Below are 12,566 nucleotides of genomic sequence, written 5' to 3'. Positions count from 1 at the left end.
TCGTCCTCAGCGCAGGAACGCGGCGGCGACGCCGGAGTCGACCGGGACGTGCAGCCCGGTGGTCTGCGTGAGGTCCCCACCGCACAGGGCGACGACGGCGGCCGCGACGTGCTCGGGCAGCACCTCGTGCCCGAGCAACGTGCGTTTGGCGTAGAACGCGCCCAGCTCGGACTCCGGGATCCCGTAGGTCGCGGCCCGCTGCGCCCCCCACCCGCCGGCGAAGATGCCGGACCCGCGCACGACGCCGTCGGGGTTGATGCCGTTGACGCGGATGCCGTGCGTACCGAGCTCGGCGGCGAGGAGCCTGACCTGGTGCGCCTGGTCGGCCTTCGTCGCGGAGTACGCCACGTTGTTCGGACCGGCGAACACGGCGTTCTTCGAGGCGATGTACACGATGTCGCCGCCCAGGCCCGCCTCGATCATCACGCGCGCGGCCGCCTGGGAGACGAGGAACGAGCCCTTGGCCATGACGTCGTGCTGCAGATCCCAGTCGCGCTCGGTCGTCTCGAGCAGCGGCTTGGAGATCGAGAGGCCGGCGTTGTTGACCACGAGGTCGAGCCCGCCGAACGCGAGGACCGCTTCGTCCACGGCGGCCCGCACCGCAGCGGAGTCGGACACGTCGGCGGCGACGCCGATCGCGACGTCCGCCCCGCCGATCTCAGCCGCCGCCTCGCGCGCCTTCTCGGCGTCGAGATCGGCGACGACGACGCACGCCCCTTCCGCGGCGAGGCGTGTCGCGATCGCCTTGCCGATGCCCGACGCCGCACCCGTGACGAGAGCGATGCGCGTCGCCAGCGGCTTGGGCTTCGGACGGCGCGCGAGCTTCGCCTCCTCCAGCGCCCAGTACTCGATGCGGAACTTCTCGGACTCGTCGATCGGGGCATAGGCGGACACGGCCTCGGCGCCGTGCATCACGTGGATCGCGTTGACGTAGTACTCGCCGGCCACCCGCGCGGTCTGCTTGTCGCGGCCGTAGGAGAACATCCCGACGCCCGGCACGAGGACGATCGCCGGGTCGGCGCCGCGCATCGCCGGGGAGTCCGGCTCCGCGTACCGCTCGTAGTAGTCGCGATAGTCATCGCGGTAGGCGGCGTGCAGCTCGCGCAGGCGCACGACGACGGCGTCGTCGATGCTCGCGTCGGCGGGCAGGTCGAGCACCAGGGGGCGGACCTTCGTGCGCAAGAAGTGGTCGGGGCAGCTCGTGCCGAGCGCGGCGAGCCGCGGCATCTCGGCGCGGGCGAGGAAGTCCAGGACGTCGTCGGAGTCGGTGAAGTGGCCCACCTGCGGGGCATCGGTGGACGCCAGCCCGCGCAGCAGCGGGGCCAGGGCCGCAGCCTTCGCCCGGCGCTCCGGCGCCGGCAGCGCCTGGTACCCCTCGCGCACGGGGCCGAACGGCTCAGCGGCGCCGTGCGAGTCGAGGTACGCCTGAGCGGTGCGGATGATCTCGAGCGAACGCTGCTCCGCCTCATCGCTCGTGGTGCCCCACGCGGTGATCCCGTGGCCGCCGAGGACGCACCCCACGGCGTCCGGGTTCTCGCGCTGGATCGCGGCGATGTCGAGCCCCAGCTGGAACCCGGGTCGGCGCCACGGCACCCACACCACGCGGGAGCCGAAGATCTCCGCGGTGAGGCGCTCGCCGTCGGCAGCCGTCGCGATCGCGATGCCCGCGTCCGGGTGGAGGTGGTCGACGTGCGGCGCGTCGACCAGAGCGTGCATCGCCGTGTCGATGCTCGGCGCCGCGCCGCCCTTGCCGTGCAGGCAGTAGTCGAACGCTGCGACCATCTCGTCCTCGCGCTCGACGCCCGGGTACACCCCGGTCAGCGCGCGGACGCGATCCAGCCGCAGCACCGCGAGCCCGCCGGCGGTGAGCGTGCCCAGGTCGCCGCCCGAGCCCTTCACCCAGAGGAGCTCGACGTCCTCGCCCGTCACGGGGTCCGACGCCGTCCCCTTGGCGGACGTGTTCCCACCCCCGTAGTTCGTGGTCGTCGGGTCCGCGCCGAGCCGGTTGCTGCGGGCCACGAGCTCCGCGACGGGCGCGGGCACGGTGTCGGCGGGCTGCGCCGTCGTCATCTGAGGTCCTTCCGGGTGGTGGCCGCTTCCGCGGCCGGATGGGATGGCCGACGGCGCGGCATCGGGTCGGCGCGCCGGATCACCGGCGCGTGGGGCCGGTTCAGGCGCCCCAGCCGGCCTGCTCGCCGCCGACGCGCTCTGCCTCGATCCTGGCCTGGTAGCCGCTCGCCGCATAGGCGGCCATCGGGTCGGCCGGCAGGCCGCGACTCTCCCGCCAGTCGGCGAGGTCGGCCCGGACGTCGGTCGCGAACGCGTCCATGAGGATGCCGTTCGCGGCGAGGACGTCGCCGTCGCGCTGCGCTCGGTCGAGCGCGGCCCGGTCGACCAGCAGAGCCTTCGCCGTCGCCTCCTGCACGTTGAGCACCGACCGGATCTGGCCGGGGATCTTCTGCTCGATGTTGTGGCACTGGTCGAGCATGAACGTGACGCCGCTGTCCGGGCCGTACCCGCCCCCGCGGACCACCTCGAGGAGGATGCGGAACAGCTGGAACGGGTCGGCCGCGCCGACGATGAGGTCGTCGTCGGCGTAGAACCGTGAGTTGAAGTCGAACGCGCCGAGCTTTCGCAGGCGCAGCAGCTGCATGACGATGAACTCGATGTTGGTGCCGGGCGCGTGGTGCCCGGTGTCGAGGCAGACGACGGCGCGGTCGCCGAGGGCCAGGCACTGGACGAGCGAGGTGCCCCAGTCGGGCACGTCCGTGTGATAGAACGCCGGCTCGAAGAACTTGTACTCGAGCACGATCCGCTGGTGCTCGCCCAGCCGGGCGTAGATCTCGGCGAGCCCCTCTGCGAGGCGGTCCTGCCGGGCGCGCATGTCGTCCTGGCCGGGGTAGTTCGTGCCGTCCGCCAGCCAGATCTTGAGGTCCGTGGAACCCGTGGCGTCCATGACGTCGACGCAGGCGAGGTGGTGGTCGATCGCCTTCCGCCGCACGCCGGGATCGCTGTGACACAGGCTGCCAAGCTTGTAGGCGTCGTCCTGGAACGTGTTGGAGTTGATCGTCCCGATGCCGACGCCGTGGTCGGCGGCGAAGGTGGCCAGCGCGCCGAAGTCGTCGACGAGGTCCCACGGGATGTGCAGCGCGACCCGCGGAGCGAGGCCGGTCAGTGCGTGCACCTGCGCGGCGTCGGCGATCTTCTCCTGCGGTGTGCGGGGGACGCCCGGCTGCCCGAACACGCGGAAGCGTGTGCCGGAGTTGGCGAACGCCCAGGACGGCAGCTCGATCTCCTGGACGGCGAGCCGTTCGGCGACGGCGGGGGCGAGGCTCACGATGGGGTCCTTCCGGGCTGGTCTCGGCGACGAGACTCATCCGAGGTTGAATCGATTCATAGCACTGTAGCCCAGCACGGGCGTGGGCTGTCAACCCAGGGGTAGGGCGGGGTGGGTGCCGGCGTGTGGTGGGCCGGGTCTGCGCAGGTGGGCGGGGTGGGTGCCGGCGTGTGGTGGGCCGGGTCTGCGCAGGTGGGCGGGGTGGGTGCCGGCGTGTGGTGGGCCGGGTCTGCGCAGGTGGGCGGGGTGGGTGCCGGTGCTTCCGGGGAGCAAAGGGTGCGCAGGTCGGGTGGCCTCGCCGGCCGGCCCTCGCCTGTGCCGCGAGCGAGCGGCGCGGCAAGGCCGAGCTCGGCAGCGCACCGCGGCGCACCCGGTCCGGGTTCGCGCGCGGTTCGGCACGCCGCCTGATGGGATGGCGCTTACCCGTGCCTGCTTCCGCCTGCTTCCCCGCGCAACCCGCACGATTTCGTGGCCCCGGGGGGCCGCCCGTGGGCGACGGACGGTCCTGGAACATCGATGTGGAACACCGTTGACACGCGACCCGACCGAGTCGTACGGTGAACGCGTTGATTCGTTTCAACCGATCCGGGCAACGAGGCCCGCTGAGCCGCCGGACGACGTCGTCCCGCGGGGTGAGGAGGCCGACAGATGAGGCGAACACGACGTGGGGCACTCGGAGCGCTCGTGGCGGTAGCCGGCGGAGCCCTCGTGCTCGCCGGCTGCAGCAGCGGGGGCGGCGGGGGCGGCGGTGGCGAGGGCGAGGACGAGGCCGTCTCGATCACCGTCCTCGTGGGCAACACGGAGACGGACCTCCTCGTCAACGAGGCGCTCGTCGAGGCGTTCACCGCGGAGCATCCGAACATCGAGGTCGAGCTCGAGACCCGCCCGGGCGGCACGGAGGGCGACAACATCGTCAAGACGCGCCTCTCGACCGGCGACATGCCGGACGCGTTCGTCTACAACTCGGGCTCGTTGTTCCAGGCGATCAACCCCGTCCAGAACCTCGTCGACCTGAGCGACGAGCCGTTCGTGGACAACGTCGACGAGTCGTTCTGGCCGGTCGTCTCCGTCGACGACACCATCTACGGTGCGCCGGCGGGCGTGCTCTCGTCGGGCGGGATCATGTACAGCATCCCGATCTACGAGGAGCTGGGACTCGAGGTCCCGACCACGTGGGACGCGTTCATGGAGAACAACGACGCGATCGCCGAGGCCGGCTACACGCCCGTCATCCAGAGCTATCAGGAGACGTGGACGTCGCAGGTGCTCATGCTCGGCGACTTCCACAACGTGGCCGCCGAGTACCCGGACTTCGCCGAGGAGTACACGGCCAACGAGACGTCGTACGGCACGAACCCGGCGGGACTGCGCAGCTTCGAGAAGCTCCAGGAGGTCCACGACGCCGGCTACCTGAACGAGGACTTCGCCTCCGCGACGTTCAACGACGGTCTCGCGATGCTCGCCACCGGCGAGGGGGCGCACTACCCGATGCTCACCGGAGCCCTGGCGAACATCAAGGCCAACCACCCCGAGAACGTGGACGACGTCGGCTTCTTCGCCATCCCCGGCGAGGACGCCGAGACCAACGGGGCGACCGTCTGGCTCCCGGCGGGCTGGTACATCCCGACGACGACGGAGGGCGCCCAGCTCGAGGCCGCGAAGGAGTGGGTCAACTTCATCGCGAGCGCGGCCGGCGCGACGGCGGAGGTCGAGGCGGTCGGAGCGAACGGGCCGTACCTGCTCAACGACTACACGCTCCCGGACGACGTCCCGCGGATGGTGCAGGACCTCCAGGTGTACGTGGACGAGGGCGCCATGACCCCGGCCCTCGAGTTCCTCTCCCCGATCAAGGGCCCGTCGCTCGAGCAGATCACCGTCGAGATCGGGTCGGGGATCCGCAGCGCGGCCGACGGGGCCGCCCTGTACGACGAGGACGTGGAGAAGCAGGCCCAACAGCTGGGGCTCGAAGGCTGGTGACGGTCGGCGGCGGGGGCGGTCGTCCCGCCCTCGCCGACCCGCCCCCGCCGACCCGCCGGCGCCCACCCGCCGGCGCCCAGCCCGCCGCCACCCCCGCCCGCTACTCGCACCCCGACACGCACGATCTGCAGAGACGGAGATCGCATGACCGTGACAGCCGCGCCTCGCGTGTCCGCCGCGGGATCGTCCTCGGACGCCCGCTCCGGTAGGTCGAGCAAGATCCGGAACTCCTACCCGCTGTGGTTCTACGTGCCGGCGGCGGTGCTGTTCCTGGTCTTCTTCGTCGTGCCGACCATCGCGTCGTTCTTCTTCAGCCTCACCCGGTGGACCCTCTTCGACTGGGAGTTCATCGGGTTCGAGAACTTCGCGACGTTCTTCGCCGAGCCGTTCCTGCGCCAGAGCCTCGTGAACACGGCGATCTACGCCGTCGTGACGTCGGGGCTCAAGGTGGTGATCGGGCTCCTGCTCGGCGTGCTGCTGACCACGCAGATCATCGCCCGCGGGTTCCTGCGCTCGGTGCTCTTCTTCCCGGTTCTCGTCAGCACCGTCGGCGTCGGCATCACGTTCCAGGTGCTCATGGACCCCCGGGACGGTCTCATCAACGAGGCGCTCGCGACGATCGGGATCACCGGGCCGGCGTGGCTGACCGACCCGAGCTGGGCGCTCCTGTCCGTGGCGCTCGTCGACGTCTGGAAGGGGGTCGGCCTCGCGACAGTCATCTACATCGCCGGCATCGTGTCGATCCCGCAGGAGTACTTCGAGGCTGCCCGCGTCGACGGCGCGAACGCGTGGAAGAGCTTCTGGCACCTCACGCTGCCGCTCGCCAGGCCGGCGACGACGACGGTCATCGTGCTCTCGCTCATCGGCGGGCTGCGCACGTTCGACCTCATCTGGACGATGACGCGTGGCGGTCCGGGCTTCACGTCCGACGTCATCGCCTCGGTGATCTACAAGCAGTACCAGGCCGGCTTCTACGGGCTCTCGACCGCGGGGAACGTCGTCCTGTTCCTCATCGTGACGGCGATCGTGCTGCCGCTGTCGATCCTCCTCAACCGGAAGGAGGTGGACCGATGACCCGCACCGGGCGGTGGGTCGGCGGCGTGGCCTCGCTGATCGTGGCGGCCGTGCTGTTCCTGGTCCCGTTCGCGTTCATCGTCGTCACGTCGCTCAAGGACCGGCAGGAGGCGTCCCAGCTGCAGTTCACGTGGCCGTCGTCGATCCACCTGATCGAGAACCTGCAGGACGTCGTCGAGGCGCGCGACTACATGCTCATCACGGCGTTCGTGAACAGCACCATCCTCACCGTCGCCAGCGTCACCGCCATGGTCGTCATGGCCGCGATGGTCGGCTTCGTCCTGCAGCGCCGCGCCTCCCGGATCAACCCGCTCGTCAGCTTCCTCGTGCTGCTCGGCCTCATCGTCCCTCCCGCCGTCGTGCCGACGATCTGGGTGCTGCAGACCGTCGGTCTCTTCAAGACGCTGCCGGGGCTGATCTTCGTGGAGATCGCGTTCGGGCTGGCGTTCTCCGTGCTGCTGTTCCGGGCGTTCATCTCGACGGTGCCGCGAGAGCTGGACGAGGCGGCGATCATCGACGGCGCATCCGGCCTCCGGGTGTTCTTCCAGGTGATCCTGCCTCTGCTGAAGCCGGTCACGGTCACGGTGATCGTCGTGCAGTCCGTGGCGGTGTTCAACGACTTCGTCCACCCGCTGTACTTCCTGCCGGGCGACGAGAACGCCACCGTCCAGCTCACCCTCTACAACTTCCAGAGCCAGTTCGAGACGCAGTGGAACCTGCTCGCGATGAACATCCTGCTCATCACGATCCCGCCGCTCGTCATGTTCCTGTTCTTCAACCGTCAGATCGTCGCCGGCATGACGTCCGGCTCCGTCAAAGGCTGAACCCGAGGAGTGCTCACAGCATGCAGATCGACCGTTTCGTCGCGGAGTACGGCCACCCCGAGCTGGGGACCGGTGTCGCGGCCCCGCGCCTGTCCTGGACCCTGACGGGCGCCGGCGAGGGCACGCAGACCGCCTACGAGCTCGAGGCGCGCCGGCCGAGCGGGGCGAGCGTGACGCACGCGGCGTCGTCGCCGGAGAGCGTGCTCGTGCCGTGGCCGTTCGAGCCGCTGGCCTCGCGCGAGCGGCTCGAGCTGCGCGTCCGGGCGGAGGTCGGCGGCGCGTGGTCGCCGTGGAGCGCGCCGCTCGTCGTCGAGGCGGGGCTGCTCGACGACGCCGACTGGTCGGCGCGTTTCATCAGTCCGCGCGATCTGGGCGGTCTCGACGACGGCGCCCCGGTCCTCACGACAGACGTCGCCCCGAGCGGCGAGGTCGCGAGCGCCCGCCTGTACGTCACAGCGCTCGGCACGTACACGGCCTGGATCGGTGGCACGCGCGTCGGCGACGACGTCCTCGCCCCGGGCTGGACCGCGTACCAGGAGCGGCTGCGGTACCAGACCCACGACGTCACTGACCTCCTGCGGGGCCAGCACGGGGACGTGCCGATCGCCGTCGTCCTCGGCAACGGGTGGTACCGCGGCGAGCTCACGTGGGACCTCCGGCGGGACCGCTACGGCGACCGGCTCGCCCTGCTCGCCCAGCTGGAGATCACGTACACGGACGGCCGCGTCGACGTCGTCGGCACCGACGACACGTGGCGCGCGGGACCCACCGGGGTGCTCGCCGACGACCTGTACCAGGGGCAGCGCACCGACCTGCGGGAGCCGCGCGGCGCCGCTGCCGCCGCCGGGGCGAGCGGCGCCGTCGACGTCCTGGACGACGACGCCCTGATCGGCCGTCTCGTCGCGCCGCTCGGTCCGCCGGTCCGGGAGGTGGTGACGCTGCCCGCGCGGGAGATCCTCACCTCGCCCAGCGGTGAGCTCCTGGTGGACTTCGGGCAGAACCTCGTGGGCTGGGTGCGGCTGCGCGTGCGCGACGGCGCTGCCGGCAGCGAGGTGACGGTGCGGCACGCGGAGGTGCTGGAGAACGGTGAGCTCGGCGTCCGGCCGCTGCGCAAGGCGCGCGCCATCGACACGTACGTGCTCGCCGGGGGCGACGAGGTGCTCGAGCCGGCGTACACGTTCCACGGCTTCCGGTACGCGGAGATCACCGGAGCCCGACCCGATCTCGGCGACCTGACCGCCGTCGTCGTCTCCTCGGACCTGCGCCGCACGGGCGAGTTCACCTGCTCCGACGCCGACGTGAACCGGCTCCACGAGAACGTCGTGTGGGGCATGCGCGGCAACTTCGTCGACGTGCCGACCGACTGCCCGCAGCGCGACGAGCGGCTCGGCTGGACCGGCGACATCGAGGTGTTCACGCCGGCCGCGAGCACGCTGTTCGACGTGCAGGGCTTCCTCGGCTCCTGGCTCGCCGACCTCGCCGCCGACCAGCGCCCGGACGGCGGTGTGCCCTTCGTCATCCCCGACGTGCTCCACGAGACGGAGCAGGAGCCTTCGGAGGGCGAGACGGAGCTGCCGAGGCAACGGCCCGACGCCGCCTGCGGCTGGGCCGACGCCGCCACTGTCGTGCCGTGGACGCTGTACGAGCGCTACGGCGACACGGGTGTGCTGGAGCGCCAGTACGACTCGATGCGCGCCTGGGTCGAGAAGCAGCGTGCGCTCGCCGGACCCTCGCTGCTGTGGGACACCGGCTTCCAGTTCGGCGACTGGCTCGACCCGACCGCTCCGCCGGACCGGCCGGCGGACGCGCAGGCGGACCCCGCCGTCGTCGCCACGGCGTACTTCCACCGCTCGGCCGACCTGCTCGCGCGCACCGCACGGGTGCTGGGCCGGGACGACGACGCCGCGACGTACGAGACGCTCGCCGCCGACGTGGCTGCCGCCTTCAGAGCGGCCTACGTGAGCGACGACGGCCGCGTGCACAGCGACTGCCAGACCGTCTACGCGCTGGCGATCACGTGGGACCTGTTCGCCACCGACGAGCAGCGCTCGGGCGCCGGTGACCGGCTGGCGGAGCTGGTGCGCGAGGCGGCGTTCCACGTGAGCACGGGCTTCCTCGGAACCCCGGTGATCCTCGACGCCCTGTGCCTGGCCGGATACCCGGACCTCGCGCACTCGATGCTGCTCACGCGGACGAACCCGTCGTGGCTGTACTCCGTGTCGATGGGCGCGACGACCATCTGGGAACGGTGGGACTCGATGCTGCCGGACGGCTCGATCAACCCGGGCGAGATGACGTCGTTCAACCACTACGCGTACGGGGCGGTCGCCGACTGGCTGTACCGGTCCGTCGCCGGCCTCGCCCCCGCGGCGCCGGGATACCGGGAGATCGAGGTGCGTCCGCTCGCGACCGGGCAGCTCACCCACGCGTCGGCGCGGGTGCAGACGCCGTACGGCGAGGCGGGCGTCGCGTGGCGGATCGACGGCGACCGGTTCGTGTGCGACGTCACCGTCCCGGCCGGGACGACGGCGACGGTCGCCCTGCCGAGCGACGGCCCTGCCGAGCAGGTCGGGCCGGGACACCACGAGTTCGACGTCCGGTTCGTCCCCGTCCTCGGGCGCGACGCCGCCCGGACCCCGAAGGAGGGCACGCTCCTACGATGAGCGCGCTGGGGGTCTGGCCACCGTCGGTCCGGCCCGGGGAGAAGGGTGCGCAGATGTCCACGACCGGGCTCCGGCTCCGGACGCCGCCCCCGGACATCACGCATGCGCGAGCGAGCATCGTGCTGCCCCGGCCGTCCCGCGCGGAAGCGCCCCGGGCGCAGCACGCCACGGCCCCGGTCGTGGTGTACGCGGCCCGGACCAGGCTCACGTACTCCGAGCAGCTCTGGTTCCCGCGCGTGGAGTCCCGGATGTTCTTCTGCGTCGTCGCCGGCAGCGGCGCCGTGCGGGTGAACGGCACGGAGCTCGAGCTGCACCCGAAGGTGATCGTCGGCATGCCGTGGGGCCACCGCGTCGCGTACCTGCCGAGCCGGCGCGACCCGCTCGTCATCAACAGCGCCCACCTCATCGTCCGCCACCGGCTCGACCACGACCTGGAGCTGTGCGTCCCGCACCGTCCGGACGAGCCGCTCGCCGGCGTGGAGTGGCGGTCCGACGCCCCGCTCGGGGTGCCGGACGAACCGTTCCTCACGGACGCGGAGGAACGTCCCGGCCTCGCGATGCTGCTGGACTACATCGCCCACACGTGGACCGGTGGCCACGCGACCCCCACGATCGCGCTCCACCTCGGCGCGCTGCTCGTGTCCGAGCTGAACCGCGGAGCCTCCTCGCGCCAGCCGCACGAGGACCCGAGCCTCCCGCCACGGCTACGCCGCGCCATGGCGTGGGCGCGTGGACACCTGTACCTGTCGGTCACGATCGAGGACCTCTGCAGCGCCGCCGACGTCAGCCCGTCGACGCTGGGACGACTGTTCCGGCAGCACCTCGGCGCCTCCCCGCTGTCGTGGGTCCACGACCTGAAGATGGCGCGGGCGGAGGAGCTCCTCGTGGAGTCGATGTTCACGATCCGGCAGGTCTCGCGCCAGGTCGGCTTCGCCGACCCGCACTACTTCGCGCGGTGGTTCAGCAAACGGCACCACATGGCGCCCAGCGAGTGGCGGCGCCTGCAGGGCAAGACCTGAGGCGCCGCCCTGCGCTCAGCCGTTGTGCCGGACGACCACGTCGTGGGGGAGCGGGTCGGGAGCGACTACGACGACGTCGTAGTCGCTGACCGCGTTGTGCATCACGCGGCCGTGCGTGCCGGCGCCGATCTCGATGGCGACGCCGGGGCGCGGCGAGCCGCCGTCGAGGTCGTTGTGCATGACCGAGTAGCCCGTGGAGTGCACGGCGACGGCCGGGTCCGCACCGGTGGCGCCCGTCGCGCCGACGACCCTGTTGCCGCGGATCCGCACGTCCGACGTCGTCTCCGCGGTCCAGATCGCGCGGCTGGCGGAGGAGAACGCGTTGTTCTCGACACGCAGCCCCGTGGCGTGCGTCGCCGAGATCGCGGGTGCCGTGGGGATCCCGCCGGCGTCGAGGTCGCGGAACGTGTTGCCCGACACGACGACGTCGCGGATCTCGCCGCCGTTCGGCAGGCCGTGGAACCACACGGCCTCCTGTGCCGGTGCGTCAGCGTGCCCAGGGGCGAAGCCCTCGAACACGTTGTTGGTGATCCGGATGTCGTCGCACCCGACGGGCGACGCCAGCACCGTCTTCGTGGGTGGGAACGTGTTGGGGTCGGAACCGGTCGTGATCACGTACGACGCCGCCCCGAACGAGAGCGCCCGGGTCACGCGGCCCGTGGTCTGCCGGAACGTGTTGCCCTCGATGCGGACCCGGCGGGTGGTGGGCAGGTGCACGACGCCGCGCGCGTAGGCGGTGGCTTCCTTCGTCGGGTCGTCCGGCCACGCCGCCGCCGGCCCCTCGCCCGGATCGAGCACGAGGTTCCGGCGGAACACGATGTCGGAGTACTGCGCGTCCTCCTTCACCCCGTGGATACCGAGCGGGTTCGGGCACGGGTACGTCACGCCGTCGGCCACCAGCGGGAGGAACTCACAGTCCTCCACCGTGATCCGGCGCGACAGCAGCCCGTCGTGGGATCCCGGCGAGTCCGTGTAGGAGAGGGCGCCGGAGTAGCTGTAGTCCACCTGGATGCACTCGGCACCCGCGTAGGCGGGCCCCTCGTTGTTGTAGAACCCCAGCCACGTGCAGCGCCGGATCACGACGTCCTCGCAGCCGCCGAGGTCCACGCAGTGCCGGGAGCCCTGCACCTGCTCGAACACGCAGTCCTCGATGACGACGTTCGACGCGTGGTGCAGCGCGAACGGGCACTGCAGCCGCACCCCGGCGTAGGAACCGAGGAAGCGCAGCCCCCGGACCCGCAGGTTGCGGACCCCGGAGCCGTACCCCGTGCGGCCGCGGGAGAGCGAGATGAACGTCGAGCCGTTGCGCACCGCCTTGAGGATCGTGGCGTCCTCGCCCACGATGTCCAGGTTGTCGCGCATGATGGCCGGCTCGTTCCCGGAGACGGGGTAAGTGCCGGGCGGGAAGTACACGGTGCCGCCGCCGTTCGCCTCGACGGCGTCGAGAGCGCGGTTGAAGGCGTCGGTGTCGTCGACGACGCCGTCGCCCACGGCGCCGAAGTCGCGGACGTCGAAGAGGGGACGGCGGGACGGCGCCGGTGCGGCCTGGGCGGCCGTGGCCGTGACGCCCGCGAGCGCCGTGACGGCGCCGAGCGTGAGGGCGGTGCGGCGGGTGAGTCCGCCGTGCGACGACGTCGGTTTGCTCTCGTGGCTGCTCATGCCCGGGACGATC

8 protein-coding genes are annotated in these 12,566 nt (G+C 71.6%); 5 read left to right on the top strand and 3 right to left on the bottom strand.

The genetic code is table 11. From position 1 onward, the window contains the following. Positions 1-6 precede the first annotated feature (6 nt). Positions 7-2,070 carry a bifunctional rhamnulose-1-phosphate aldolase/short-chain dehydrogenase gene (locus BCAV_RS18270; protein WP_015884104.1) on the bottom strand — a complete coding sequence of 688 codons (2,064 nt, stop codon included), beginning with the start codon at positions 2,068-2,070 and terminating at the stop codon, positions 7-9. A gap of 100 nt (positions 2,071-2,170) precedes the next feature. Then, a complete protein-coding gene (gene rhaI, locus BCAV_RS18265; protein WP_015884103.1) occupies positions 2,171-3,337 on the bottom strand; it encodes an L-rhamnose isomerase in 1,167 nt (388 codons plus the stop codon). Positions 3,338-3,985: 648 nt separating this feature from the next. Between rhaI and BCAV_RS18260 the strand changes: the two genes are divergently transcribed. From BCAV_RS18260 to BCAV_RS18240, 5 genes are all read left to right on the top strand, one after another. Continuing rightward, the gene (locus BCAV_RS18260) at positions 3,986-5,314 is read left to right on the top strand and encodes an ABC transporter substrate-binding protein (protein WP_015884102.1); all 1,329 of its coding nucleotides are present in this window, start codon (positions 3,986-3,988) and stop codon (positions 5,312-5,314) included. 144 nt (positions 5,315-5,458) lie between these two features. Beyond that, positions 5,459-6,388: a carbohydrate ABC transporter permease gene (locus tag BCAV_RS18255; RefSeq protein ID WP_015884101.1), complete on the top strand. Its 930-nt coding sequence runs from the start codon at positions 5,459-5,461 to the stop codon at positions 6,386-6,388. Further along, positions 6,385-7,212 (top strand): carbohydrate ABC transporter permease, encoded by an 828-nt coding sequence (locus BCAV_RS18250; RefSeq protein WP_015884100.1) that lies wholly within the window; start codon positions 6,385-6,387, stop codon positions 7,210-7,212. Before BCAV_RS18255 ends, BCAV_RS18250 begins: the two co-directional genes overlap by 4 nt. Positions 7,213-7,232: 20 nt before the next feature. Beyond that, entirely contained in the window at positions 7,233-9,875 is a 2,643-nt protein-coding gene (locus tag BCAV_RS18245) for an alpha-L-rhamnosidase (RefSeq protein WP_015884099.1), read from the top strand. After that, positions 9,872-10,894, top strand: coding sequence for a helix-turn-helix domain-containing protein (locus tag BCAV_RS18240; RefSeq protein ID WP_015884098.1), 1,023 nt, complete (start codon positions 9,872-9,874; stop codon positions 10,892-10,894). Before BCAV_RS18245 ends, BCAV_RS18240 begins: the two co-directional genes overlap by 4 nt. Before the next feature lie 15 nt (positions 10,895-10,909). Here the strand turns inward: BCAV_RS18240 and BCAV_RS18235 are convergent, their stop codons facing one another. After that, on the bottom strand, positions 10,910-12,553 hold the full coding sequence (locus BCAV_RS18235) for a glycosyl hydrolase family 28-related protein (RefSeq protein ID WP_015884097.1): 1,644 nt from the start codon (positions 12,551-12,553) through the stop codon (positions 10,910-10,912). Positions 12,554-12,566 lie beyond the last annotated feature (13 nt).

This window comes from Beutenbergia cavernae DSM 12333 (assembly GCF_000023105.1).
GTDB classification, from domain to species: Bacteria; Actinomycetota; Actinomycetes; order Actinomycetales; family Beutenbergiaceae; genus Beutenbergia; species Beutenbergia cavernae.
This window is presented reverse-complemented; position numbering and strand designations above follow the sequence as displayed.

Excerpts from the sequence above, each read along its gene's own strand:
- BCAV_RS18255 (WP_015884101.1), top strand. The coding sequence starts at position 5,459 with ATGACCGTGACAGCCGCGCCTCGCGTGTCCGCCGCGGGATCGTCCTCG.
- BCAV_RS18270 (WP_015884104.1), bottom strand. The coding sequence starts at position 2,070 with ATGACGACGGCGCAGCCCGCCGACACCGTGCCCGCGCCCGTCGCGGAG.
- BCAV_RS18240 (WP_015884098.1), top strand. The coding sequence starts at position 9,872 with ATGAGCGCGCTGGGGGTCTGGCCACCGTCGGTCCGGCCCGGGGAGAAG.
- BCAV_RS18260 (WP_015884102.1), top strand. The coding sequence starts at position 3,986 with ATGAGGCGAACACGACGTGGGGCACTCGGAGCGCTCGTGGCGGTAGCC.
- BCAV_RS18250 (WP_015884100.1), top strand. The coding sequence starts at position 6,385 with ATGACCCGCACCGGGCGGTGGGTCGGCGGCGTGGCCTCGCTGATCGTG.
- BCAV_RS18245 (WP_015884099.1), top strand. The coding sequence starts at position 7,233 with ATGCAGATCGACCGTTTCGTCGCGGAGTACGGCCACCCCGAGCTGGGG.
- BCAV_RS18235 (WP_015884097.1), bottom strand. The coding sequence starts at position 12,553 with ATGAGCAGCCACGAGAGCAAACCGACGTCGTCGCACGGCGGACTCACC.